We start from the raw sequence: 23,872 nt of genomic DNA, 5'->3' as shown, positions 1-23,872 counted from the left end.
GGCTGTTAATTTTTAAAGAGCGTTTCTGCGAGGAATCTTGAACCCCTCAGCAGCGCTGCGTTTTCAGCAGCAGAGAAGCGAGATTATGAACCGTGTTTCGCAGCTCGTCAACAACTTTCTGAACGACTTCGTTGCGACTGCGGGGCTCAACTTCCGTACCGCCGAGGCTCGCTACCGCCGAACCCCAACAGCACTGCTTCCCTTCCTCCCGCGCCGCGTTTCCGTTAGCGCGAAAGAGGCGTGATTCTAAGCATCCGCCCCCGTCCACGCAAGCCCTTTGTGAAGAAAGTTTGAAAAAGCCTCCGTGCGCTGCCGCGCACGGAGGCTTTGGGCTCGACGAACGATGTCGCGGTGTCGGCCCGCAGGCCGTCGGCAACCTTTCCCTCTATATATAGAAGCGCGTCACTTGCCGCCCACCGCGGCCTGCAGTCGCTCGACCGGCACCGCGCCAGCCATCGCCGTGTAGCCCGCATCGCTCGGATGGATACCGTCGCCGCTATCGTATCGGCGTTGCAGCACGCTTGGGCGCGCCGGGTCGCGCAGCACCGCGTCGAAGTCCACCACGCCGTCGAACCCGCCGCCGCTGCGAATCCACCGGTTCACCTCGAGCCGGATCGCCTCGCGTCCGGCCGGCAACGCCGCTGGCGTGAGCGTCGCGCCGAACACCTTCACGCCCTGCCGGTGCGCCGCCTCGATCAGGCGGCGATAGCCGTCGATCAGCGACGCGGCCGTCACCTGCGTATGCGGGTGATCGCAATCGAGCCCCGCGCGCGGCGGCATCTCCGCGAAGTTGATGTCGTTGATCCCGATCAGCACGATCGCCGCCTTCACGCCCGAGCGCGACAGCGCATCGCGCTCGAATCGCGACGCCAGCGACGTGCCGTAGCAAGCGGAATCGCTGAGCAGCCGGTTCCCGCTGATGCCAAGATTCACGACACCGATCGAATCGACGCCCGACGCCGTCAGCCGGCGCGCGAGCGCGTCCGGCCAGCGGCGGTTCCGGTTCACGCTGGAGCGCAGCCCGTCGGTGATCGAATCGCCGATCGCCGCTACGCTGGCGTGCGCGGAGCCGGCTTCGACGGCGAGCTCGGTCACCCACGCATATTGGGTAAAACGGGTCCGGAAGTCGGCGGCACCCGGATCGCTTACGTGATCACCCTGCGCGGACACGTAATTGAACTGGTTCGATACGCGATGCCAGACCGTCATCCGCTGGTCCGGCCCCATCTGGAGACTGATCGCATACGGCTGCGCGGCCGTCACGCCGATCGTCACCGGGTCGCTTTCGAGCTCCGCTCCCGGTGCGAGCGTCACCGACGCCTTGCCGCCGAACCGAACCGGCACCGCCGCACCGCCGGCGAGCGCAGCCCCGTCGCCGGCGCGCGCCAGGCTCGCGGCCTCGACGACCAGCGGCGCGCGACCGTATGCATTGCTCACGCGAATCCGCGCGGCGCGCCCCGACACGGTCGGGTAGACGATCTGGCGCACGGTCCGCCCGGCCACGTCGGGGGCGCGATAAAGCGGCGGCGGCGCGGCGAGATCGGGAATCGGCTGCAGCGCGGTCGCCCATGCGGCGACCCACCCGGCCGGTGCGGCCGACGCCGCAAGCGGCGCCACGAGAACGGCCGCACCCAGCACGGCCGCGGCGAAACTGCTTCGAAATGACATCGGCAAAATCCTCATCGGAAAGCGGGCATTGTGCCGCAGAAGCCGAAGACGCGAGACCACGTGCGGAGCCGTAGCTGCGCCCACCTGACCGCACCCTGACTTCCCTCGTTTACCCGAATCCCACTGCAAATCCGCAAGAAATTTATTAACCGACCGGTCGGTTGGTTTATACTTCGCACACATTCAACCGGACGAGAGCTTTCGCCATGTACACGCAATCCCTCGACATCCCCGGCAACGTCGCGCCGCTCGACGCCGCAGCCGAGTCGCCCGAGCAGGCGCGGTTCGATGCGGTGATGGCCGCGGACGGCAAGATCGAACCGCAGGACTGGATGCCCGACGCGTATCGCAAGACGCTGGTACGCCAGATCTCGCAGCACGCGCATTCCGAAGTCGTCGGCATGCTGCCGGAAGGCAACTGGATCTCGCGCGCGCCGAGCCTGAAACGCAAGGCGATCCTGCTCGCGAAGGTGCAGGACGAAGCCGGTCACGGCCTCTATCTGTATAGCGCGGCCGAAACGCTCGGCGTATCGCGCGACTCGCTGATCGACGCGCTGCACGCCGGCAAGGCGAAATACTCGAGCATCTTCAACTACCCGACGCCGACCTGGGCCGACGTCGGCGTGATCGGCTGGCTGGTCGACGGCGCCGCGATCATGAACCAGATCCCGCTGTGCCGCTGCACGTACGGCCCGTATGCGCGCGCGATGATCCGCGTGTGCAAGGAAGAGTCGTTCCACCAGCGCCAGGGTTTCGACGCGCTGTTGTCGATGATGAAGGGCAGCGACGCGCAACGCGCGATGGTCCAGCAGGCGGTCGACCGCTGGTGGTGGCCGGTGCTGATGATGTTCGGCCCGAGCGACGCCGATTCGGTCCACAGCAGCCAGTCCGCGAAATGGGGCATCAAGCGGATCTCGAACGACGATCTGCGCCAGAAATTCGTCGACGCGACGGTCGACCAGGCCAAGGTGCTCGGCGTGACGCTGCCCGACCCCGACCTGAAATGGAACGAAGCGCGCGGCCACCACGACTACGGCACGATCGACTGGGACGAATTCTGGCGCGTGGTCAACGGCGACGGCCCGTGCAACAAGGAACGCCTCGCGACGCGCGTGAAAGCACACGAGGACGGCGCCTGGGTGCGCGAAGCCGCGCTCGCACACGAAGCGAAGCGCCGCGCCCGCGCCGAACAGCACGCCGCCTGAGCGGCACCCCTCGAATTCAGGAATCTGGAGAAAGTGATGAACAAGGAATGGCCGATCTGGGAAGTGTTCGTGCGCAGCAAGCAGGGCCTCGACCACAAGCATTGCGGCAGCCTGCACGCCGCCGACGCGACGATGGCGCTGCGCATGGCGCGCGACGTGTACACGCGTCGCCAGGAAGGCGTGAGCATCTGGGTGGTGCCGTCGTCGGCGATCACCGCGTCGGACCCGGCCGAGAAGGCCGAACTGTTCGAGCCGGCGGGCGACAAGATCTACCGTCACCCGACGTTCTATACGTTGCCCGACGAAGTCAACCACATGTAACGCCCGCGCCATGACGATCACGCCCGAACACCTCTCCTACGTGCTGCGTCTCGCGGACAATGCGCTGATCCTCGGTCAGCGCAACGCCGAATGGTGCGGCCACGGCCCGATCCTCGAGGAAGACATCGCGCTCACCAACATGAGCCTCGACCTCATCGGCCAGGCGCGCATGCTGTATACGCACGCAGCCGAACTCGAGCGCCAGCTCACCGGCGCGACGAAGACCGAGGACGACTACGCGTACTTCCGCACCGAGCGCGAGTTCGCGAATTTCACGCTCGCCGAGTTGCCGCACTATGGCCCCGTCTCCGGTACCGCGCACGCCGACAAGGACTACGCGGTGACGATCGTGCGCAACTTCCTGTACGCGGCGCTGATGCTGCACGTGTGGAGCGCGCTGGAAACGTCGACCGACACGCAACTGGCCGCGATCGCCGCGAAATCGGTGAAGGAAACCCGCTATCACGTCCAGCATGCGCGCGAATGGCTCGTGCGCCTCGGCGACGGCACCGACGAATCGCACCGCCGCGCGCAGGCCGCGCTCGACTATCTGATGCCGTACACGCGCGAATTCTTCGCCGCCGATGAAATCGACGACGCGATCGTCGCGGCGGACATCGGGCCCGCACCGGCCGCGATCGAGGCCGCGTGGCGCGCGGACGTGGACGACGCACTCGCCGAAGCCACGCTCACGCCGCCTGCGCCCGTGAAGCATGTGACGACCGGCAAGCAGGGCGAGCACTCGGAACACATGGGCTACCTGCTCGCCGAAATGCAGAGCCTCGCGCGCCAGCACCCCGGCGCGAGCTGGTAACCGGCCCACGCCACGGAGCCCGACGATGTCCGCCCAGACCGCCGCCCCTGCCTACGCCGCGCCCGCCGCGCACCACGACGATCCGCTGCTCGCCCGCGCGTGGGACGTGCTCGAAGCCGTGCCCGATCCGGAGATCCCGGTCGTGTCGATCCGCGAGCTCGGCATCCTGCGCGACGTCCGCCGCGCGGACGACGGCCAGCTCGAAGTCGTGATCACGCCGACCTACTCGGGCTGCCCGGCGATGTCGCAGATCGCCGAGGACATCGCCGCCGCGCTGCAGGCCGCCGATCTGCCGCCGCACCGGATCGAGACGGTGCTCGCCCCCGCGTGGACGACCGACTGGATCACGCAGGAAGCGCGCGACAAGCTGCGGGCCTACGGCATCGCGCCGCCGGTCGGCCAATGCGGCAGCGCCGCGCCGCGGGAGAACGTCGTGCGCTTCGTGCCGCGGCCGGTCGCGGCGCCCGCCTGCCCGCGCTGCGGCTCCGCGCGCACCGAACGTCTCGCGCAATTCGCGTCCACGGCGTGCAAGGCGCTGTATCGCTGCATCGACTGCCGCGAACCCTTCGACTACTTCAAACCCTACTGAATATGGCGACCCCGCAATTTCATCCGCTGCGTATCCGCGACGTGCGGCCCGAGACCGCCGACGCCGTGACCGTCTCGTTCGACGTGCCGCCCGAGCTGCGCGACGCGTACCGTTTCACGCAGGGCCAGTTCGTCACGCTGAAGACCCACATCGACGGCGAGGAGACGCGCCGCTCGTATTCGATCTGCGTCGGCACGACGGACTATGACCGCGACGGCGAACTGCGTATCGGCATCAAGCGCGTGCGCGGCGGCCGCTTCTCGAACTTCGCGTTCGACACGCTGAAGCCCGGCCACACGATCGACGTGATGACGCCGGACGGCCGCTTCTTCACGCACCTGAACGCCGACCACGGCAAGCAGTACGTCGCGTTTTCCGGCGGTTCGGGGATCACGCCGGTGCTCGCGATCGTGAAGACGACGCTCGAGCTCGAGCCGCGCAGCACGTTCACGCTGATCTACGGCAACCGCAGCGTCGACGCGATCATGTTCGCGGAGGAGCTCGAGGACCTGAAGAACCGCTACATGAACCGCTTCGTCCTCTATCACGTGCTGTCGGACGATCTGCAGGACGTCGAGCTGTTCAACGGCGTGCTCGATCAAGCGAAATGCGCGGAATTCCTCGCGACCCTGACGCCGGCCGACGCGATCGACGAGGCGTTCATCTGCGGCCCGGCGCCTATGATGGACGCCGCCGAAGCCGCGCTGAAAGCGGCCGGCGTGCCGCCGGCGAAGGTGCACGTCGAGCGCTTCGGCACACCGCTGCCGCAGGCCGGCGCACCGGTCGTCGAGATCACCGACCAGACGCCCGCCGCCGACCTCGAAATCGTGCTCGACGGCAAGAAGCGCAAGCTGCGTTTGCCGTACGAAGGCGTGAGCCTGCTCGACGTGGGCCTGCGCGCGGGGCTCGCGCTGCCGTACGCATGCAAGGGCGGCGTGTGCTGCACGTGCCGCGCGAAGGTGGTCGAAGGCGAGGTGCGGATGGAGAAGAACTACACGCTCGAGGAGCATGAAGTGAAGGACGGTTTCGTGCTGACGTGCCAGTGCCACCCGATCAGCGACAAGGTCGTCGTGAGCTTCGACGAACGTTGAGCGGCGTCGGACCGTCGCGACGCACCGGTTTCTCGTCGTCACACATCTCGCTTACACTAGGGGCCGCCGGCCGGCTGGACATCGCAACGTCCGCCCGGCCGGCGGTTTTCTTTTGTTGACGACAGGCCGATGAGTACCATTCATGTGATTCAGGGCGGCACCGCCGCCGCGTCGCTGCGCGAGGCCCTTGCGCAAGCCGGACGCGACGAGCGCGTCGTCGGGTTGCTCGACGATCTCGGCGTCGGGCCGCTGAAGGGCGTCGACGAGACGCCCGACACGCGCGCCGCCTTCTGGCAGCACGTGCTCGGCGACCAGATTCCCGACTGGAACGCGGAAATCGAGGCCGAATTCGCACGCCTCGACCAGCTCGCGACGGATGCCGGCCAGGTCGTCGTGTGGCACGCGCCGAGCGTCGGCGACAAGCTGCTGCTGCGCCGCGTCGCCTATCACCTGCGCAACGTGCCGCAACGCCTGAACGAGGTACGGCTGTCGGCCGCCGACCTCGACGCCGCGCCGCGCGCAGCGCTGTCGCGCACCGACCAGGCGTGCTCGACCGGGATGTTCTCGCCCGCGGAACTGGCGCGCAAGCGGCCGGCGGCCGCGCCGGTCTCGGTCCTGCGCATCGGCCGCCTCGCGCTCGAATGGCAGGAGGCGAAGCATCTGAACGCCGAACTGCGTTATTGGGTCAGCAACACGATCAAGAGCGGCCACTACGCCGATCTCGACGCGCTGATCGTCGCGCGCGCGGCAGCCGACTGGCAGCCTGCGCGGCGCCTCGTCGGCAGCATCATGGCCGCCGCCGACCGCGGCGGCCTGTTCGTCAGCGACGCGATCGCGTGGTGGCGCTGCCGCGAACTCGCGGCAGCCGGCCGGCTCGAGCTACAGGACGACGCGCCCGACGCCCTCTCTTCCACGCAGGTGCGTGCGGCCCGTGCCGCCGCGCACCGCTAATCTTCCGCATTCGACCATGGCCCGAACCCGAGCGCCCGACCACGAATCCCAGCGCGAGCAGATCCTCGATCTGGCCGCCGAGAAATTCGCGCAGACGAGCTACCCGAGCACGTCGATGTCCGATCTCGCGACCGCGAGCGGCACGTCGAAGGCGCGGCTCTATCACTATTACGAGAGCAAGGAAGCGATCCTGTTCGACCTGCTCGACCGCTACACGAAACGGCTGATGCTGATCATCGCCGAGGTCGAGGGCGCGAGCCAGCGGCGCGGCCTCAGCGAGCGCGACGCGTTCGCCGAACTCGTGCGCGCGTTCCTCGCCGAGTACGAGACGTCGCACAGCCGCCACGTCGCGCTGCTCAACGACGTGAAGTATCTGGAGGACGCGCAGCGCGAAATCGTGCTCGATCGCCAGCGCGACATCGTCGCGGCGTTCACGCGGCAGCTCGCGCGCGCCTACCCCGACCGCATCTCGAAGGAAAACCAGACCTCCGTCACGATGATGGTGTTCGGGATGATCAACTGGACCTTCACGTGGCTGAAGCCGGGCGGGCGCCTCGGCTACCGCGACTTCGCCGAACAGGTGATCGACCTGATCGAGCGCGGGCTGTCGACGGCGGCCTGATTGCCGCGCAGCAGCATGCGTTGCGCGCCGGGCACAGTGCGACCGCCCGCCGCGCATTTCATATGATGAATATTAAATCCGTTTAAAATCAAATAGATATAGAATGAACTAAGCGGATTTAGAATTCCCCCTCAGCACAAACAACGTCAAATACGGGTTTTCCCCAACCCCGCTCGGGTAAAATGCTGTTGCATTGCACAACCCGCTTGTGCGCCCACACTGAGGAACCCACGATGAACACGCAATTCAACGGCCGTGCCGATGCTGTCGGCAAGGTCGGTACTGCGCCGGTTCTCGTCAGGGAACTGGCTTCCAAAGACCGTGAGCAAATGCTCACCCACTTTCTCTCGCTCGACGAAGAGGACCGCCTGCTGCGCTTCGGCCAGATGGTGCCCGACCACGTGATCGAGAACTATGTCCGCACGATCGATTTCGGTCGCGATACCGTGTTCGGCGTGTTCGACCACGACCTCGAACTGATCGGCGTCGGCCATCTGGCCTATCTGCCGGCCGAGGGCGACAAGCGCACGGCCGAATTCGGCGTGTCGGTGCTCGAAAGCGCGCGCGGCTGCGGCGTCGGCTCGAAGCTGTTCGAGCGCGCGGCGATCCGCAGCCGCAACACGCACGTGACGATGCTGTACATGCATTGCCTGTCGCGTAACGCGACGATGATGCACATCGCGAAGAAGTCCGGGATGCGGATCGAGTACGCGTACGGCGAAGCCGATGCGTACTTGTCGCTGCCGCCGGCCGACCACTCGACGATCATCGCCGAAATGCTGCAGGAGCAGGCCGCGGTGTTCGACTATGCGATGAAGCGCCAGGCGCGCCGCACGTCGAAGTTCATCGAATCGCTGATGCCCACCGCGCTGACGGCCTGACGTCGGTAGCCTCGGCCAGCCGGGTTGCGCCTGCGGCGCGCCCGGCGCCCCCTCCTCCCTTCCCCGCCGCGCCAGCTAGCGCACCGAACGAATCGGCAACGCCGTCGTTTCCTTGAAGCAGTCCAGCGAGAAGCTCGTTTTCACGTCGATCACCGACGGGTGATGCAGCAGATGCTCCTGCACGAAGCGGGAGAAATGCGCCATGTCCTCGACCTGCACGCGCAACAGGTAATCCATGTCGCCCGTCATCGCATGGCACGCGACCACTTCCGGCCAGGTCTGCACGGCCGCGCGAAACAGCTCCGCGTGGGTCGCGCCCGCGCGCGCCGACGTCTCGTCGGCCCGCATCGGCGCGAGGCCGCCGCGCTTTTCGAGCCGCACGCTCACGTACGCGAGCAGGTCGAGCCCGAGCTTCTGCGGATTCAGCAGCGCGACGTAGCCGGTGATCACGCCCATTTCCTCGAGCCGCCGGATTCGCCGCAGGCACGGGCTCGGCGACAGGTTCACGCGCTCGGCGATCTCCTGGTTCGACAGGCGCCCGTTCTCCTGAAGAATCGCGAGAATTCGCCGATCGATGGCATCCAATTCGGCTTGCGCCATCTTCTGCCCTCCACTGATTATTTTGAGACTGGAAATTGCGCCATCGTAGGCGCGGGCAATTAAGTTCGCAAGTTTCCGCTCGCGGCCGCCCGCTACACTCTGTCGCATGTCTCGACTCGTCGCGCACGCTCATGGCGGGCACGGCCGTCGACATCGAACCCCGCCGGGCACGCGCACGCCGCCCCGGCAGATCGCCCCGCACAGGAGACACGACATGCAGATCCCCACCTGGGACAACCCCGTCGGCACCGACGGCTTCGAATTCATCGAATACACGGCACCGGACCCGAAAGCACTCGGACAACTGTTCGAACGGATGGGTTTCACCGCGATCGCGCGCCACCGCCACAAGGACGTGACGGTGTACCGCCAGGGCGACATCAACTTCATCATCAACGCCGAACCCGATTCGTTCGCGCAACGCTTCGCGCGGCTGCACGGCCCGTCGATCTGCGCGATCGCGTTCCGCGTGCAGGACGCGGCAAAGGCGTACCAGCGTGCGCTCGAACTCGGCGCATGGGGCTTCGACAACAAGACGGGCCCGATGGAGCTGAACATCCCGGCGATCAAGGGCATCGGCGATTCGCTGATCTATTTCGTCGACCGCTGGCGCGGCAAGAACGGCGCGCAGCCGGGCGCGATCGGCGACATCAGCATCTATGACGTCGACTTCGAGCCGATTGCCGGCGCGAACCCGAATCCGGTCGGCCACGGCCTCACCTACATCGACCACCTGACGCACAACGTGCATCGCGGCCGCATGCAGGAATGGGCCGAGTTCTACGAGCGCCTGTTCAACTTCCGCGAAGTGCGCTACTTCGACATCGAAGGCAAGGTGACGGGCGTGAAGTCGAAGGCGATGACGTCGCCGTGCGGCAAGATCCGCATCCCGATCAACGAGGAAGGCTCGGACACGGCCGGCCAGATCCAGGAGTACCTGGACGCGTATCACGGCGAAGGCATCCAGCACATCGCGCTCGGCGCGAGCGACATCTACCAGGCGGTCGACGGGCTGCGCAGCAAGGAAGTGAAGCTGCTCGACACGATCGACACGTATTACGAGCTGGTCGATCGCCGCGTGCCGAACCACGGCGAATCGCTGGACGAGCTGAAGAAGCGCAAGATCCTGATCGACGGCGCGCGCGACGACCTGCTGCTGCAGATCTTCACCGAGAACCAGATCGGCCCGATCTTCTTCGAGATCATCCAGCGCAAGGGCAACCAGGGCTTCGGCGAAGGCAACTTCAAGGCGCTGTTCGAATCGATCGAGCTCGACCAGATCCGTCGCGGCGTCGTGCAGGACAAGGCCTGACGCTTTCCGCCGCGCGGCGGCGGCGCCGGGCAACCCGGGCGGCCGCACCCTCCGCGCAGCGCAAAGAAAAAGGGCGGGAATCCGAGGATTCCCGCCCTTTTCATATTCCGGCGCAGCCCGCGGGCCGCGCGATCGCATCAACGCACGCTCGCCTTCGACTCGGCGGCACGTTCGGCCGACGGCTGGGCCGCGGCGCCTTGGGCCGGCACGATCTGCTGCATCTGCGCGCCGGCTGCCGCCAGTGCGCTCGCGCCTCGCGCGTGCACCGGGCCGGTCATCGAGAAAAACGCGGCGGACACGATCAGGAAACTCTGGATATGACGTGTGTTCATTGCACCTCCTGTAAAACTGCCGGCGCCTCCCCGACTGCGTCGGCACGAACCCACGCGGCCGGGCACCTCCGGCAGGCCGACAAGATTAACGGCATTTGCCCGAAGATCAACGCGGCTTTACATGCTTTTACATGATGTAACGCATCATCTCGCCCTGTTTCTCAATGTGCGGCCGCCCGTCTCTCCGCGTTGCGACCGATGGGCGGCGGGTTTGCCCCAGTGCTACCATCCCTTAAAACCGGCGAACATGCCGGCCACTGCAGACGCGTCCAAAAGATGCCGACGCAACCGAAGTTTTGGTGATCCCAGACCGGGTGGAGGAGACAGTTAATGAATGCCCCGCTAGACGCAGACCAACGCGCGTCGCTAGAAGCCGCGCTGAAGTCCGTCACGCTTGACGACAAATACACACTGGAGCGCGGCCGCGCGTACATGAGCGGCATCCAGGCCCTCGTGCGCCTGCCGATGCTCCAGCAGGAACGCGACCGCGCCGCCGGTCTCAATACGGCCGGCTTCATCTCCGGCTACCGCGGCTCGCCGCTCGGCGGCCTCGATCTGTCGCTCTGGAAAGCCAAGCAGCACCTGGCCGCCCACCAGATCGTGTTCCAGCCCGGCCTCAACGAAGATCTCGCCGCCACCGCCGTGTGGGGCTCGCAGCAGGTGAACCTGTACCCCGGCGCAAAATACGACGGCGTGTTCGGCATGTGGTACGGCAAGGGCCCGGGCGTCGACCGCACCGGCGACGTCTTCAAGCACGCGAATTCGGCCGGCTCGTCGCAGCACGGCGGCGTGCTGGTGCTCGCCGGCGACGACCACGCGGCGAAATCGTCGACGCTCGCGCACCAGTCCGAACACATCTTCAAGGCCTGCGGGCTGCCGGTGCTGTTCCCGTCGAACGTGCAGGAATATCTCGACTTCGGCCTGCACGGCTGGGCGATGAGCCGCTACTCGGGCCTGTGGGTCGCGCTCAAGTGCGTGACGGACGTCGTCGAATCGTCGGCGTCGGTCGATATCGACCCGCATCGCACCGAGATCGTGCTGCCGACCGATTTCATCCTACCGGAAGGCGGGCTGAACATCCGCTGGCCCGATCCGCCGCTCGTGCAGGAAGCACGGCTGCTTGACTACAAGTGGTACGCGGCGCTCGCCTACGTGCGGGCGAACAAGCTCGACCGGATCGAGATCGATTCGCCGCACGCGCGCTTCGGGATCATGACCGGCGGCAAGGCGTACCTCGACGTGCGCCAGGCGCTGACCGACCTCGGCCTCGACGACGAAACCTGCGCGCGGATCGGCATCCGGCTCTACAAGGTCGGCTGCGTGTGGCCGCTCGAAGCGCAGGGCGCGCAGGCGTTCGCGCGCGGCCTCGACGAAATCCTGGTGGTCGAGGAAAAGCGCCAGATCCTCGAATACGCGATCAAGGAAGAGCTGTACAACTGGCCCGACGCGCAACGCCCGCGCGTGTTCGGCAAGTTCGACGAGAAGGATGGCGCCGGCGGCGAATGGTCGGTGCCGATGGGCAACTGGCTGCTGCCCGCGCACTACGAGCTGTCGCCGGCGATCATCGCGAAGGCGATCGCGACGCGGCTCGAGAAGTTCGAATTGCCGTCCGACGTGCGCGCGCGCATCGCCGCGCGGCTCGCGGTGATCAACGCGAAGGAAATGGCGCTCGCGAAGCCGCACGTGCAGACCGAGCGCAAGCCGTGGTTCTGTTCGGGTTGCCCGCACAACACGTCGACCAACGTGCCGGAAGGCTCGCGTGCGATCGCCGGGATCGGCTGCCACTACATGACCGTATGGATGGACCGCAGCACGAGCACCTTCAGCCAGATGGGCGGCGAAGGCGTGCCGTGGATCGGCCAGGCGCCGTTCACCGACGAAAAGCACGTGTTCGCGAACCTCGGCGACGGCACCTACTTCCACTCGGGCCTGCTGGCCGTGCGCGCGGCGATCTCGTCGAAGGCGAACATCACCTACAAGATCCTATACAACGACGCGGTCGCGATGACGGGCGGCCAGCCGGTCGACGGCGTGCTGACGGTGCCGCAGATCACGCACCAGCTCGCGTCCGAAGGCGCGAAGAAGATCGTGATCGTCACCGACGAGCCGGAAAAGTACGACAGCCAGAACGCGCTGCTCGCGCCGGGCGTGACGATCCATCACCGCGACCAGCTCGACGACGTGCAGCGCGAGCTGCGCGAGATCGAAGGCACGACGATCCTGATCTACGACCAGACCTGCGCGACCGAGAAGCGCCGCCGCCGCAAACGCGGCACGTATCCGGACCCGGCCAAGCGCGTCGTGATCAACGACGCGGTGTGCGAAGGCTGCGGCGACTGCTCGGTGCAGTCGAACTGCCTGTCGGTCGAGCCGCTGGAAACCGAATTCGGCACGAAGCGCCAGATCAACCAGTCGAGCTGCAACAAGGACTTTTCGTGCGTGAAGGGGTTCTGCCCGAGCTTCGTCACGGTCGAGGGCGGCCAGTTGAAGAAGCCGAAGGCGGTGTCGGTCGACGGCAGCGCATTGCCGCCGATTCCCGAACCGACGCTGCCGGCGATCGATCGCGCGTACGGCGTGCTCGTCACCGGCGTGGGCGGCACGGGCGTCGTCACGATCGGCGCGCTGCTCGGGATGGCCGCGCATCTGGAAAACAAGGGCGTGACCGTGCTCGACGTCACCGGCCTCGCGCAGAAAGGCGGCGCCGTGATGAGCCACGTGCAGATCTCGCACGCGCCGACCGACATCCACGCCACGCGGATCGCGATGGGCGAAGCCGATCTCGTGATCGGTTGCGATGCGATCGTCACGGCCGGCGACGAGTGCACGTCGCGGATGCGCCACGACACGACACGGGTGGTCGTCAACAGCGCGCAGACGCCGACCGCCGAGTTCATCAAGAACCCGAACTGGGCGTTCCCGGGCCTGTCCGCCGAGAACGACATCCGCGCGGCGGCCGGTGTTGCGGTCGACTTCATCGACGCGAACCGCTTCGCGGTCGCGCTGCTCGGCGACGCAATCTACACGAACCCGTTCGTGCTCGGCTACGCGTGGCAGAAAGGCTGGCTGCCGCTGACGCTCGCGTCGCTCGAACGCGCGATCGAGCTGAACGCGGTGTCGGTCGAGAAGAACCGCGCGGCGTTCGACTGGGGCCGCCGCGCCGCGTACGACCTCGCCAGCGTGAAGCAGGCCGCGGCCGGCGACGCCCGCCCTGCGCAAGGCGCCACGGTGATCTCGCTGCACACGAAGAAGGCGGTCGACGCGCTGATCGCGAAGCGCGTGGAGTTCCTCACCGCGTACCAGAACGCCGCGTACGCGTCGCGCTATGCGGCCTTCGTCGACAAGGTGCGCGCCGCCGAACGCGCGCTGGCGGACGGCGACACGGTGCAGGAGCCGCTGACCGAAGCGGTCGCGCGCAACCTGTTCAAGCTGATGGCGTACAAGGACGAGTACGAGGTCGCGCGGCTGCAGTCCGACCCCGCGTTCCTCGCGCGCCTGACCGCGCAGTTCGAAGGCGACTGGAAGCTGAAATTCCACCTCGCGCCGCCGCTGTTCGCGAAGACGGACGCCCACGGCCATCTCGTGAAGAAGGCGTACGGCCCGTGGATGATGTCGGCGTTCCGGCTGCTCGCGAAGGCGAAGTTCCTGCGCGGCACGGGGCTCGATCCGTTCGGCCGCACCGCGGAGCGCCGCACCGAGCGCGCGCTGATCGGCGAGTACGAAGCGCTGATCGACGAGGTGCTGACCCGGCTGAACGCGGCCAACCGCCCGCTCGCACTCGAACTCGCGGCGCTGCCGGACGGCATTCGCGGCTACGGCCACGTGAAGGAGAACAACCTGCGCGCGGTGCGGCAGAAGTGGGACACGCTGCTGGCGAAGTGGCGTTCGCCGGCAGGCGGGCAGTCGCACCAGCAGGTCGCGTAAGGGCGCGCGCGGCGGGCGTTCGCGGTCTGGACGCCCTTTCCGCGCCACCGTCGCCCTTACGGTTCACGCGAAAAAAAACGCCACGGAACACAGGTTCCGTGGCGTTTTTCATTGTGCCGCGAGTAACGCGCGGCACACGCGGGCGTGGACTTACTTCGTGTTCACGTTCGCGGCGGCAACGGCCGTCATGTTGATGATCCGGCGCACGGTCGCGGCCGGCGTCAGGATGTGGACCGGCTTGGCGGCGCCGAGCAGGAACGGGCCGACCGTCACGCCTTCGCCGCCGACCATCTTCAGCAGGTTGTACGCGATGTTCGCCGCTTCGACGTTCGGCATGATCAGCAGGTTCGCTTCGCCCGACAGCGTCGTGCCCGGGAACGCCTGCTTGCGGATCAGTTCCGACAGCGCCGCGTCGCCGTGCATTTCGCCGTCGACTTCGAGGTTCGGCGCACGTTCGACGATCAGCTTGCGGGCCTCGGCCATCCGGCGCGACGACGCCGACGGCGCGCTGCCGAAGTTCGAGTTCGACAGCAGCGCGGCCTTCGGCGCGATGCCGAAGCGCTCGATCTCGGCCGCGGCCTGGATCGTCATGTCGGCGAGCTGGTCGGCGCTCGGCAGCTCGTTCACGTACGTGTCGCACACGAACAGGTTGCGGCCCGGCAGCATCAGCAGGTTCATCGCGGCGAAGTGCTCGGCGCCCTTCGCGCGGCCCAGCACCTGCTCGATGAACTTCAGGTGGCTGTGGAACGTGTCGATCATCCCGCAGATCATCCCGTCCGCATCGCCCAGATGGACGAGCATCGCGCCGATCAGCGTGTTGAACTTGCGCATCGCGGCCTTCGCGACTTCCGGCGTCACGCCGTCGCGCGCGCCGATCTCCTGATACGCCTGCCAGTAGCGGTGGTAGCGCGCATCGTCTTCCGGATCGACGATTTCGAAATCGACGCCGGCCTTCAGCTTCGAGCCGATCTTCTGCAAGCGCATGTCGACGACCGACGGACGGCCGACGATGATCGGCTTGGCGATCTTTTCCAGCAGCACGAACTGTGCGGCGCGCAGCACGCGCTCGTCCTCGCCTTCGGCGAACACGATGCGGGCCTCCTTCTGCTTCGCGGCCGCGAACACCGGGCGCATCACCATGCCGGTGCGGTAGACGGTCGCGCCGAGCTGCTCGCGATACGCGTCCATGTCCTGGATCGGACGCGTGGCGACGCCCGAATCCATCGCGGCTTGCGCCACCGCCGGCGCGATCTTGATGATCAGGCGCGGATCGAACGGCTTCGGAATCAGGTAGTCCGGCCCGAATTCGAGCGAATGGCCTTCATACGCCTTCGCGACTTCCTCGCTCTGGTCGGTTTCCTCGGCCAGCTCGGCGATCGCGCGCACGCACGCGAGCTTCATTTCTTCCGTGATCGTCGTCGCGCCGACATCGAGCGCGCCGCGGAAGATGAACGGGAAGCACAGCACGTTGTTGACCTGGTTCGGGTAGTCCGAACGGCCGGTCGCGACGATCGCGTCCGGGCGTACGGCCTTCGCGTCTTCCGGGCGGATTTCCGGTTCCGGGTTCGCGAGCGCCAGGATCAGCGGGCGCTCGCCCATCGTCTTGACCATGTCCTGCTTCAGCACGCCCGCGCTCGAGCAGCCGAGGAACACGTCCGCGCCGACGATCGCGTCGGCGAGCGTGCGCGCGTCGGTGTTCGCCGCATAGCGCTGCTTCGACGGATCGAGGTTGCCGCGCCCTTCGTAGATCACGCCCTTCGAATCGGCGACGAGGATGTTCGACTTCGTGAGGCCGAGGTTCACCAGCAGGTCCAGGCACGCGATCGCCGCCGCGCCCGCGCCCGAACACACGAGCTTCACTTCCGACAGCTTCTTGCCGACGACCTTCAGGCCGTTCAGGATCGCGGCCGACGCGATGATCGCGGTGCCGTGCTGGTCGTCGTGGAAGACCGGGATCTTCATGCGCTCGCGCAGCTTCTGCTCGATGTAGAAGCACTCCGGCGCCTTGATGTCCTCGAGGTTGATGCCGCCGAGCGTCGGCTCGAGCATCGCGATCGCCTCGACGAGCTTGTCGGGGTCGGACTCCGACAGTTCGATGTCGAACACGTCGATGCCCGCGAATTTCTTGAAGAGGCAGCCCTTGCCTTCCATCACCGGCTTCGCGGCCAGCGGGCCGATGTTGCCGAGGCCGAGCACGGCGGTGCCGTTCGTGATGACGCCGACGAGGTTGCCGCGCGACGTGTACTTCTGTGCGTCGAGCGGATCGGCGTGGATCGCCTCGCACGCAGCGGCGACGCCGGGCGAATACGCGAGCGACAGATCGAGCTGGTTCGACAGCGGCTTGGTCGGAGTGACCGAAATCTTGCCGGGTTTCGGGTTCAGGTGATAAGCGAGAGCGGCCTGCTTCAGTTGTTCGTCCATGATTGACCTGCGAGAGACATGCGAAATATTGACGACTCAGTACACAGCACCTTCGGCCGCGTCTGCTTGAATCGAGGGGATGGTCGACTGCGAGACGGCCCGCGACGCGCCGGATCGGCACGCCATCGAACCTTGGCGGATGGCAAGAGGAAGGTCCAAAGTACTGAACGATTTCTTAGGGCCGCCTAGTGTACACCCCCTAAATGACCTCCGTTGGTGCACCGCCGCATCCCCGGCATCAGCATCGGATGGTCGTGCCCCGTTTGTTTCGCCGGTGGTGAGCGGCATGGCGAACCCGCGCGAATTCCGCCGAAAACCGGCCTGAATCGGGTAAAATAGCGGGCTACGCGCGCAGCGATGCGATTGGTCCGCCGATCGCGCCCCGGCCCTTCGGGCAGGTTCCCCTTGCTGCGCCACCGGGCCCGCGCCCGCTCCTCGCTCATCACCCAAGGAATGCCCATGACAGGCTACGATCGTCAGTCGATCTCGGATACGACCGCCAAAATCCTGCTCGAAGTGCAGGCGGTGCACTTCAATGCCGAAAAACCGTTCATCTTCACGTCCGGCTGGGCAAGTCCCGTCTATATCGACTGCCGCAAGCTGATCTCGTATCCGCGCGTGCGCCGTGCGCTGATGGAAATGGCGGAAACGACGATCACGCGCGACATCGGCTTCGAGCAGATCGATGCGGTGGCGGGCGGCGAGACGGCCGGCATCCCGTTCGCGGCCTGGATCGCGGACCGGATGATGGTGCCGATGCAGTACGTGCGTAAAAAGCCGAAGGGTTTCGGCCGCAACGCGCAGATCGAAGGCCATCTGGAAGAAGGCTCGCGCGTGCTGCTGGTGGAAGACCTGACCACCGACAGCCGCAGCAAGATCAACTTCGTCAACGCGCTGCGCACCGCGGGCGCGACGGTGAACCACTGCTTCGTGCTGTTCCACTACGACATCTTCAAGGAAAGCGTGTCGGTCCTGAAGGACATCGACGTCGACCTGCACGCGCTCGCGACCTGGTGGGACGTGCTGCGCGTCGCGAAGGCGTCCGGCTACTTCGAGACGAAGACGCTCGACGAAGTCGAGAAATTCCTGCACGCACCGGCCGAATGGTCGGCCGCGCACGGCGGCGCGACGGCCCCGAAGGAATGACGCCACGCCGGCACACGTGCCGGCGCACTGGCCGAGAAAACCGCCTGCTTGATCGCAGGCGTTTTTTTTCGTCCGTCGACCGGCGCGCTGACCGATCGCAATCGCGCGCGACGGCGGGCGTCGCTCATCGAACCCTAATGCTAGACTTGATCCATCGCCGCCCTCAGCGCTGCGGGCAACATACAACGCCAACAATGCCGGGCGGTTCGGCCCGGCCCACGTGACGGGAGAAGCGCCATATGCGTGTGGATCGCCGGATCACTCCGCCTGCGCCATCGGGTCGCCCTTCTCCGTTTCTTCTCTCCACCCTCCTGTGCGCCGCCGTTTTCGCGGCGCTGCCCGCGCGTGCCGAAGGCCCGTTCACCGTGACGAGCGACGACCTGACGCCCGGCGCGCGCGTGCGGCTCGCGAACGTGTTCGATCGCGGCGACTGCAAGGGCGCGAACCGCTCGCCGCAACTCGCATGGCACAACCCGCCGCCCGGCACGCGCGGCTATGCGGTCACGATCTTCGATCCCGACGCGCCCGGGCACGGCTGGTGGCACTGGGCCGTCGCGGGCATCCCGGCGACCGTCACGAGCCTGCCGGCCGACGCCAGCGCCTCCGGCTTCCTGCGCCGCATCGGCGCGAGCGAGGCGCGCAACGACTACGGGCTCGACGGTTACGGCGGCCCGTGCCCGCCGCCCGGCAAGCCGCATCGCTACGTGATCACCGTCTACGCGCTGAAAGGCACCGACCTGCGCGTCTCGCAGGGGCGCCCCGCGCCGATGTTCGAGCACGAGATCGGCACGCTCGCGATCGGCACCGCGCAACTCACGGTCACTTACGGGCAGTAACCGCGTCCTGCCGCCCGTTGCGGGTCGCGATTGCCCGCGCCCGCGAATTTCTGTGCGCTGCCTGCGCACGTTTTTCCCGTCATTTCGGCTTGCTAGACTCGGTTGCACCGGTCGCGGCATCCCGCCGCGCATCCGGCGCGCCGCCCGAGTACGGCGCGTGACGCGGCGAGCCTGCGGTCCGCCGTTCCCGTCCCTTTCCGGAGAACGCTTCATGTCGAACATCGTCATCGTCTATCACAGCGGCTACGGTCACACGCAGAAACTGGCCGAAGCCGTGCTCGCGGGTGCGCAGGATGCCGGCACCACCGCACGCCTCATCGCCGTCGGCGAGCTCGACGACGCGGGCTGGGCCGCGCTCGACGCGGCGGACGCGATCATCTTCGGCGCACCGACCTACATGGGCGGCCCGTCCGCGCAGTTCAAGCAGTTCGCCGATGCCACGTCGAAAGCGTGGTTCACGCAGAAGTGGAAGGACAAGATCGCCGCGGGCTTCACGAACTCCGCGACGATGAACGGCGACAAGTTCTCGACGATTCAATATTTCGTCACGCTGGCGATGCAGCATGGGATGGTGTGGGTCGGCACGAGCCTGATGCCGGCGAACTCGAAGGCGGCCACGCGTAACGACATCAATTACCTCGGCGGCTCCACGGGCCTGCTCGCGCAGTCGCCGGCGGATGCGACGCCCGACGAGGGGCCGCTGCCGGGCGACCTCGAGACCGGCAAGGCATTCGGCCGGCGCGTCGCTGAAGCGACGGCGCGCTGGGACGCCGGCGCCCGCTGAGCACGCCCCTCCCCGGCCCGCGAGCGGGCCGGCGGGCGTCAAACGGACACCAGGACGGCCCGCGGGCCGTCTTTTTTCGCCCCGCGCGGTGCAGTGCCGCCGGATGACGTCTTAAAATGGCGGTTTCAGGGCGCTGCGGCTCCCGTTTCATTCAGTGAGAGCGAAATGAGCACCAAAGTTTTTGTCGACGGCCAGGAAGGCACGACCGGCCTCAAGATCTTCGAATACCTGTCGGCACGCAGCGACATCGAGATCCTGCGCATCGATGAAGCGAAGCGCAAGGACGTCGACGAGCGCCGCCGCCTGATCAACGCGTCGGACGTCACGTTCCTGTGCCTGCCGGACGTCGCGTCGCGCGAATCCGCGTCGCTCGTCGAGAACCCGAACACCACGCTGATCGACGCGAGCACCGCGTTCCGCACGAATCCCGACTGGGCGTACGGCCTGCCGGAACTGACCCGCGCGCAGCGCGAGAAGATTCGTACGTCGAAGCGCATCGCGGTGCCCGGCTGCCACGCATCGGCATTCGTGCTCGCGATGCGTCCGCTCGTCGATGCGGGCATCGTCGCGCCGACGTTCGCCGCGCACAGCTACTCGATCACCGGCTACAGCGGCGGCGGCAAGTCGATGATCGCCGAGTACGAAAGCGCCGCACCGGGCGGCAAGCTCGCGAGCCCGCGCCCGTACGCGCTCGGCCTCGCGCACAAGCACCTGCCGGAAATGGCCGCGCACACGGGCCTCGCGAACGCGCCGATCTTCACGCCGATCGTCGGCCCGTTCCTGAAGGGCCTCGCGGTGACGACCTACTTCACGCCCGAGCAGCTCGCGAAGCGCGCGACGCCGCAGGACGTGCAGCGCGTGTTCGCCGAGTACTACGCGGACGAGGCGTTCGTGCGCGTCGCACCGTTCGACGCGGAAGCCAACCTCGACGGCGGCTTCTTCGACGTGCAGGCGAACAACGACACGAACCGCGTCGACCTGTTCGTGTTCGGCAACGCGGAGCGCTTCGTCACCGTCGCGCGCCTCGACAACCTCGGCAAGGGCGCGTCGGGCGCCGCGATCCAGTGCATGAACCTCAACATCGGCGCGGCCGAGGACGCGGGCCTCAAACGCTGATTCAGCATCGCATGCCATGCAAAGCCGGCCACTGGCCGGCTTTTTATTTACCCGTATCAGGCAATATATAAAAACACCGGATCGCGCCTTTACAAATATTTACAAGCTTTCCATTGCGCGATTACAAGTGAATTAATCCAGCCCCTCCTCATCCAGTCAATCCCGAATAGGGATAAACCGGATACCCGTCGATTTAAACACTGCCGTTATACGCAGGAAGGCGCCGCGAGAGCGTGCCGGGCGTCGCGCATCCCCCACTCCGGCAGCTTTCGTCAGCCTGTCTCGCGTTTAAATTCTTACTCATTGCCTTATCGGACAAGGATTCAAATCGCAGCTCCCGTTTCAATCGCCTTTTTTAGACGGGTTCATCAATTGACAGCAAAAACCCAGGCAGCGACATTAGCTCGCACAATTAAACGATTGGAGACAGCGGCATGTCGCACGCCTTATCGAAGGGGGTGGCAACGGCCTTTGCCATTGCCCCTTTCCTGGTTGCATGTGGTGGGGGGGACTCCGGCGGCGCGCTCGCGCCGATCAATGCGCCCCAATGTTCCGGCTCGAGTTGCGGCACGCAAGGGCAGCCGCCTTCGCAGCCCATCAACGGCGCACTGTGCCCGGCCAACGCGGATATCGTGAAGAGCACGTATCTCGGCGGCGCGGGGAGCGGCGAGATCGTCAGCGTCAACATCGACGCGGTCGCGATGACGTACACGCTCAAGTGGCTTGAATCGCCGATTCCGCTGAAGACCGGCACCGTCACGCCGAGCCGCGTCGGCACGACCATCACCGGCAAGGTCATCCACCCGCCGACCGGCACGCTGCCGACCGCCGAGCAGACGCGCTGCGCGTTCGTCCTCACGCCGGGCACCGGCCCCGCGCCGGACGGCTCGACCTATTCGACGGCCGCCGACTTCAACCAGGCGAACCCGCCGATGCTGCTGGTCGGCATGGGCGTGGCGGGCGGCGGCATTCCCGGCGCGACGATCCAGTACGACGGGCTGACGATCATCCCGGGCGTCGTGCAGAACGTCGGCCAGGTGCCGAACCGTCACTTCGACTTCTACCCGTTCCTCGGCTTCGCGAATACGACGACCGACCTCTCGAAGCTGCCGGGCACGTACAACGCGCTGCTCTATCACCTCGTGCCGTCGGGCAACTACGCGACGAAGGGCTCGAACTCGAGCGAGACGTTCGACGCGAACGGCGCGTGCACGTCGAGCGGGTCGGGCGGCTGCCAGACCACCGGCGATCCGTGGAAGACGAGCGCGAACGGCGGCTACTTCGACAGCACCAAGGCGCCGCAGACGCTACCGCAGACGCAACTGCCGATCGTCGGCGCGACCGGCAAGTCGGCGACCGCGCACATGGTGATCGGCCAGCTCAACGGCGCGACGGTGCCGGTGATCGTGCGCACGGGCAACGTGAACCTCGGCACGCCGCCGCTGCACCTCGACGCGCAGGTCGACGACGAATCGGGCATCGCGGTGCTCGGCGCGGCGACGGCCGTCACGTCGGGCACGATCGATGGCGGCTACGCGGGCGCGGACTCGAACTTCAAGTACACGGCCGCGCTGATCCGCGGCAGCAACGCGTCGTTCATCAACCCGTCCACGCAAGCCGAGGAAGACGGCTTCACGCTCGACTACGGCCAGACGACGCCGGGCCTGCTGAACGCGAAGACCACCCCGCCGAGCGGCGCGAGCTACCCGTCCGCATCGGGCGTGGTGATCGCGACGGGCGGCCTGTATGCAGCGCTGATCCAGGGCACGGTGAACGGCGGCGTCACGTCGACGTCGGCGAATTCGACGACGTCGTCGACCCCGTACTTCGGCGTGGGCGCGCAGATCAGCAAGTAGCGATCGAGGGCGCGGCGGCCGGCCTGCCGCCGCGGATGGCAGGGAAGGCACGAAGGCGCTCGGCACAGCGCAGGCAGGACGAGTACGACCAACAGAAGCGGCCGACAGGGAGCTGGCCGCCGCACAAAGACAAATCTGGAGGAGCAACATGAAGCGCAACCTCATTCTGGCGGCGGCCCTTGCCGCCCCCCTTCTTTCCGCATGCGGCGGCGGTAGCGACAATCCGCCCCCGCTCGTCGAAGACCGGCTTTGCCCCGCCACGCTCGACTACAACACCGTGTTCACGGGCGGCGCGGGCAGCGGCGAACTCGCGAAGGTCCAGCTCGACACGACCAAGATGACCTGGCAGGTCACCTATGTCGAATCGGCGGTGCCGCAAAAGACCGGCACCGTCACGCCGACCCGCGCGGGCACCGTCGACAGCGGCACGCTCACGCAGGAAACGCTGCTGCCGACCAACAAGCTGAACCAGTGCGCATTCCGCCTGAACGGCGCGAGCCTCGATGCGTCGCGCCCGGCGCGCATCTTCGTCGGCTTCGGCGTTGCCGGCGGCACGATTCCCGGCAAGGAGATCCAGTTCGACGGCGTGCTCGGCCAGGCCGCGGTGCCCGACACGAAATTCCCGTACTACCCGTTCATCGGCTTCTCGTCGATCGAAACCGACATCACGAAGGTCGCGGGCACGTACAGCCACATCGGCTTCGGCGAAGTGCCGTCGCAGAAATTCGCGCCGGCGTCGATCGACGCGAAGGTGACGATCAACGCGGACGGCACCTGGACCAAGTGCGACACGACCGGCCAGTTCGCCGGCGGCGCGTGCGCGCAGCAGGGCACGAACTTCGTGCAGTCGGCCGACGGCAGCGGCGCGTTCCAGTCGAACAACTACGCGAGCCAGTTGAAGCCGACGCTGTCGGCCACGCCGCAGGGCAAGGGCTTCATGATCGTCGGCAAGCTGCGTAACCAGCTCGTGCCGATCCTCGTGCGCACGGGGGTCGCGAACCCGAACCCGACACCGGACAGCAACGGCGTGCCGGGCCTGACTGCCGACGACGAATCGAGCATCTCGATCCTCGCGCCGCAGACGGCCGTCGCGGCCGGCTCGCAGAACGGCGAGTACATCGGCGTCGACAGCCAGTTCGATTACCGGACCACCGCGCTGATCGACAAGCAGGCCACGCTGCTCGATCCGTTCCAGCCGTCGCAGGCGTCGCTCGCGACCGCGCTCGACCTCGACTACACGCAGAAGGTGCCGGGCACGGTCACGACGATCCACACGGGTTCGGGCAGCACGTCGCCGACCGGCAAGTTCATCTTCTCGGGTGGCGTGTTCGGTTTCCTCGACAACGCCGGATCGACGCCGTATTTCACGATCGGCGCATTCGTCCAGTAAGCGGAGGGGAAAGCCG

At 66.6% G+C, this 23,872-nt stretch carries 20 protein-coding genes; 16 read left to right on the top strand and 4 right to left on the bottom strand.

The window, feature by feature from the left end:
* Positions 1 to 402 precede the first annotated feature (402 nt).
* The gene (locus AP428_RS14750; protein ID WP_011546648.1) at positions 403 to 1,668 is read right to left on the bottom strand and encodes an SGNH/GDSL hydrolase family protein; all 1,266 of its coding nucleotides are present in this window, start codon (positions 1,666 to 1,668) and stop codon (positions 403 to 405) included.
* Between the two features lie 206 nt (positions 1,669 to 1,874).
* On the opposite strand from AP428_RS14750, the gene paaA reads away from it, so the two are divergent.
* The 8 genes from paaA (at position 1,875) to AP428_RS14710 (ending at position 8,142) form a co-directional block, all read left to right on the top strand.
* The gene (gene paaA, locus AP428_RS14745; RefSeq protein ID WP_006477414.1) at positions 1,875 to 2,873 is read left to right on the top strand and encodes a 1,2-phenylacetyl-CoA epoxidase subunit PaaA; all 999 of its coding nucleotides are present in this window, start codon (positions 1,875 to 1,877) and stop codon (positions 2,871 to 2,873) included.
* A 36-nt stretch (positions 2,874 to 2,909) separates the two neighbouring features.
* Positions 2,910 to 3,194, top strand: a complete 285-nt coding sequence (gene paaB, locus AP428_RS36725; protein ID WP_011546649.1) for a 1,2-phenylacetyl-CoA epoxidase subunit PaaB — start codon at positions 2,910 to 2,912, stop codon at positions 3,192 to 3,194.
* Between the two features lie 10 nt (positions 3,195 to 3,204).
* A complete protein-coding gene (gene paaC / locus AP428_RS14735) occupies positions 3,205 to 4,008 on the top strand; it encodes a 1,2-phenylacetyl-CoA epoxidase subunit PaaC (RefSeq protein WP_054928273.1) in 804 nt (267 codons plus the stop codon).
* Between the two features lie 25 nt (positions 4,009 to 4,033).
* The gene (paaD, locus tag AP428_RS14730) at positions 4,034 to 4,597 is read left to right on the top strand and encodes a 1,2-phenylacetyl-CoA epoxidase subunit PaaD (RefSeq protein WP_011546651.1); all 564 of its coding nucleotides are present in this window, start codon (positions 4,034 to 4,036) and stop codon (positions 4,595 to 4,597) included.
* Between the two features lie 2 nt (positions 4,598 to 4,599).
* Entirely contained in the window at positions 4,600 to 5,688 is a 1,089-nt protein-coding gene (gene paaE, locus AP428_RS14725) for a 1,2-phenylacetyl-CoA epoxidase subunit PaaE (RefSeq protein WP_011546652.1), read from the top strand.
* A gap of 129 nt (positions 5,689 to 5,817) precedes the next feature.
* Entirely contained in the window at positions 5,818 to 6,639 is an 822-nt protein-coding gene (locus AP428_RS14720) for a DUF1835 domain-containing protein (RefSeq protein ID WP_011546653.1), read from the top strand.
* Positions 6,640 to 6,655: 16 nt separating this feature from the next.
* Entirely contained in the window at positions 6,656 to 7,261 is a 606-nt protein-coding gene (locus AP428_RS14715; protein ID WP_006482923.1) for a TetR/AcrR family transcriptional regulator, read from the top strand.
* A 233-nt stretch (positions 7,262 to 7,494) separates the two neighbouring features.
* Complete coding sequence (locus AP428_RS14710; RefSeq protein WP_011546654.1) at positions 7,495 to 8,142, top strand: GNAT family N-acetyltransferase; 648 nt, start codon at positions 7,495 to 7,497, stop codon at positions 8,140 to 8,142.
* 75 nt (positions 8,143 to 8,217) lie between these two features.
* Here the strand turns inward: AP428_RS14710 and AP428_RS14705 are convergent, their stop codons facing one another.
* On the bottom strand, positions 8,218 to 8,742 hold the full coding sequence (locus tag AP428_RS14705; protein WP_011546655.1) for an Lrp/AsnC family transcriptional regulator: 525 nt from the start codon (positions 8,740 to 8,742) through the stop codon (positions 8,218 to 8,220).
* Between the two features lie 214 nt (positions 8,743 to 8,956).
* Here AP428_RS14705 and hppD point away from each other — a divergent pair, with 214 nt between their 5' ends.
* Positions 8,957 to 10,054 (top strand): 4-hydroxyphenylpyruvate dioxygenase, encoded by a 1,098-nt coding sequence (hppD, locus tag AP428_RS14700; protein ID WP_006477405.1) that lies wholly within the window; start codon positions 8,957 to 8,959, stop codon positions 10,052 to 10,054.
* Positions 10,055 to 10,191: 137 nt separating this feature from the next.
* Here the strand turns inward: hppD and AP428_RS14695 are convergent, their stop codons facing one another.
* On the bottom strand, positions 10,192 to 10,386 hold the full coding sequence (locus AP428_RS14695) for a hypothetical protein (RefSeq protein ID WP_012327745.1): 195 nt from the start codon (positions 10,384 to 10,386) through the stop codon (positions 10,192 to 10,194).
* A gap of 330 nt (positions 10,387 to 10,716) precedes the next feature.
* Here AP428_RS14695 and AP428_RS14690 point away from each other — a divergent pair, with 330 nt between their 5' ends.
* Positions 10,717 to 14,307 carry an indolepyruvate ferredoxin oxidoreductase family protein gene (locus AP428_RS14690; protein ID WP_054928272.1) on the top strand — a complete coding sequence of 1,197 codons (3,591 nt, stop codon included), beginning with the start codon at positions 10,717 to 10,719 and terminating at the stop codon, positions 14,305 to 14,307.
* A gap of 150 nt (positions 14,308 to 14,457) precedes the next feature.
* Here AP428_RS14690 and AP428_RS14685 read toward each other — a convergent pair whose 3' ends face one another.
* Complete coding sequence (locus AP428_RS14685; protein ID WP_006477404.1) at positions 14,458 to 16,728, bottom strand: NADP-dependent malic enzyme; 2,271 nt, start codon at positions 16,726 to 16,728, stop codon at positions 14,458 to 14,460.
* Between the two features lie 459 nt (positions 16,729 to 17,187).
* On the opposite strand from AP428_RS14685, the gene AP428_RS14680 reads away from it, so the two are divergent.
* The 6 genes from AP428_RS14680 (at position 17,188) to AP428_RS14655 (ending at position 23,856) form a co-directional block, all read left to right on the top strand.
* Positions 17,188 to 17,874 carry an orotate phosphoribosyltransferase gene (locus tag AP428_RS14680; RefSeq protein WP_011546659.1) on the top strand — a complete coding sequence of 229 codons (687 nt, stop codon included), beginning with the start codon at positions 17,188 to 17,190 and terminating at the stop codon, positions 17,872 to 17,874.
* A gap of 239 nt (positions 17,875 to 18,113) precedes the next feature.
* On the top strand, positions 18,114 to 18,710 hold the full coding sequence (locus AP428_RS14675) for a YbhB/YbcL family Raf kinase inhibitor-like protein (RefSeq protein WP_054928271.1): 597 nt from the start codon (positions 18,114 to 18,116) through the stop codon (positions 18,708 to 18,710).
* A 211-nt stretch (positions 18,711 to 18,921) separates the two neighbouring features.
* Complete coding sequence (locus tag AP428_RS14670; protein ID WP_054928270.1) at positions 18,922 to 19,494, top strand: flavodoxin family protein; 573 nt, start codon at positions 18,922 to 18,924, stop codon at positions 19,492 to 19,494.
* Positions 19,495 to 19,659: 165 nt separating this feature from the next.
* Positions 19,660 to 20,610, top strand: a complete 951-nt coding sequence (gene argC, locus AP428_RS14665; RefSeq protein ID WP_054928269.1) for an N-acetyl-gamma-glutamyl-phosphate reductase — start codon at positions 19,660 to 19,662, stop codon at positions 20,608 to 20,610.
* 434 nt (positions 20,611 to 21,044) lie between these two features.
* Positions 21,045 to 22,466 (top strand): DUF2957 domain-containing protein, encoded by a 1,422-nt coding sequence (locus tag AP428_RS14660; protein WP_006477399.1) that lies wholly within the window; start codon positions 21,045 to 21,047, stop codon positions 22,464 to 22,466.
* A 148-nt stretch (positions 22,467 to 22,614) separates the two neighbouring features.
* Positions 22,615 to 23,856 carry a DUF2957 domain-containing protein gene (locus tag AP428_RS14655; RefSeq protein WP_054928268.1) on the top strand — a complete coding sequence of 414 codons (1,242 nt, stop codon included), beginning with the start codon at positions 22,615 to 22,617 and terminating at the stop codon, positions 23,854 to 23,856.
* Positions 23,857 to 23,872: the final 16 nt, after the last annotated feature.

The sequence above is a fragment of the Burkholderia sp. E168m22 genome, assembly GCF_001319805.1.
GTDB lineage: Bacteria > Pseudomonadota > Gammaproteobacteria > Burkholderiales > Burkholderiaceae > Burkholderia > Burkholderia orbicola.
The sequence above is the reverse complement of the archived record's forward strand: the minus strand, read 5'-3'. Positions and strand labels throughout refer to the sequence as shown.

Bases quoted from the DNA above. Each gene is read 5' to 3' on its own strand.
- AP428_RS14705 (WP_011546655.1), bottom strand. From the start codon at position 8,742: ATGGCGCAAGCCGAATTGGATGCCATCGATCGGCGAATTCTCGCGATT.
- AP428_RS14675 (WP_054928271.1), top strand. From the start codon at position 18,114: ATGCGTGTGGATCGCCGGATCACTCCGCCTGCGCCATCGGGTCGCCCT.
- AP428_RS14750 (WP_011546648.1), bottom strand. From the start codon at position 1,668: ATGTCATTTCGAAGCAGTTTCGCCGCGGCCGTGCTGGGTGCGGCCGTT.
- AP428_RS14680 (WP_011546659.1), top strand. From the start codon at position 17,188: ATGACAGGCTACGATCGTCAGTCGATCTCGGATACGACCGCCAAAATC.
- AP428_RS14670 (WP_054928270.1), top strand. From the start codon at position 18,922: ATGTCGAACATCGTCATCGTCTATCACAGCGGCTACGGTCACACGCAG.
- paaB (WP_011546649.1), top strand. From the start codon at position 2,910: ATGAACAAGGAATGGCCGATCTGGGAAGTGTTCGTGCGCAGCAAGCAG.
- hppD (WP_006477405.1), top strand. From the start codon at position 8,957: ATGCAGATCCCCACCTGGGACAACCCCGTCGGCACCGACGGCTTCGAA.
- AP428_RS14685 (WP_006477404.1), bottom strand. From the start codon at position 16,728: ATGGACGAACAACTGAAGCAGGCCGCTCTCGCTTATCACCTGAACCCG.
- AP428_RS14695 (WP_012327745.1), bottom strand. From the start codon at position 10,386: ATGAACACACGTCATATCCAGAGTTTCCTGATCGTGTCCGCCGCGTTT.
- AP428_RS14690 (WP_054928272.1), top strand. From the start codon at position 10,717: ATGAATGCCCCGCTAGACGCAGACCAACGCGCGTCGCTAGAAGCCGCG.
- paaE (WP_011546652.1), top strand. From the start codon at position 4,600: ATGGCGACCCCGCAATTTCATCCGCTGCGTATCCGCGACGTGCGGCCC.
- AP428_RS14715 (WP_006482923.1), top strand. From the start codon at position 6,656: ATGGCCCGAACCCGAGCGCCCGACCACGAATCCCAGCGCGAGCAGATC.
- paaC (WP_054928273.1), top strand. From the start codon at position 3,205: ATGACGATCACGCCCGAACACCTCTCCTACGTGCTGCGTCTCGCGGAC.
- paaA (WP_006477414.1), top strand. From the start codon at position 1,875: ATGTACACGCAATCCCTCGACATCCCCGGCAACGTCGCGCCGCTCGAC.
- argC (WP_054928269.1), top strand. From the start codon at position 19,660: ATGAGCACCAAAGTTTTTGTCGACGGCCAGGAAGGCACGACCGGCCTC.
- AP428_RS14710 (WP_011546654.1), top strand. From the start codon at position 7,495: ATGAACACGCAATTCAACGGCCGTGCCGATGCTGTCGGCAAGGTCGGT.
- AP428_RS14660 (WP_006477399.1), top strand. From the start codon at position 21,045: ATGTCGCACGCCTTATCGAAGGGGGTGGCAACGGCCTTTGCCATTGCC.
- AP428_RS14720 (WP_011546653.1), top strand. From the start codon at position 5,818: ATGAGTACCATTCATGTGATTCAGGGCGGCACCGCCGCCGCGTCGCTG.
- paaD (WP_011546651.1), top strand. From the start codon at position 4,034: ATGTCCGCCCAGACCGCCGCCCCTGCCTACGCCGCGCCCGCCGCGCAC.
- AP428_RS14655 (WP_054928268.1), top strand. From the start codon at position 22,615: ATGAAGCGCAACCTCATTCTGGCGGCGGCCCTTGCCGCCCCCCTTCTT.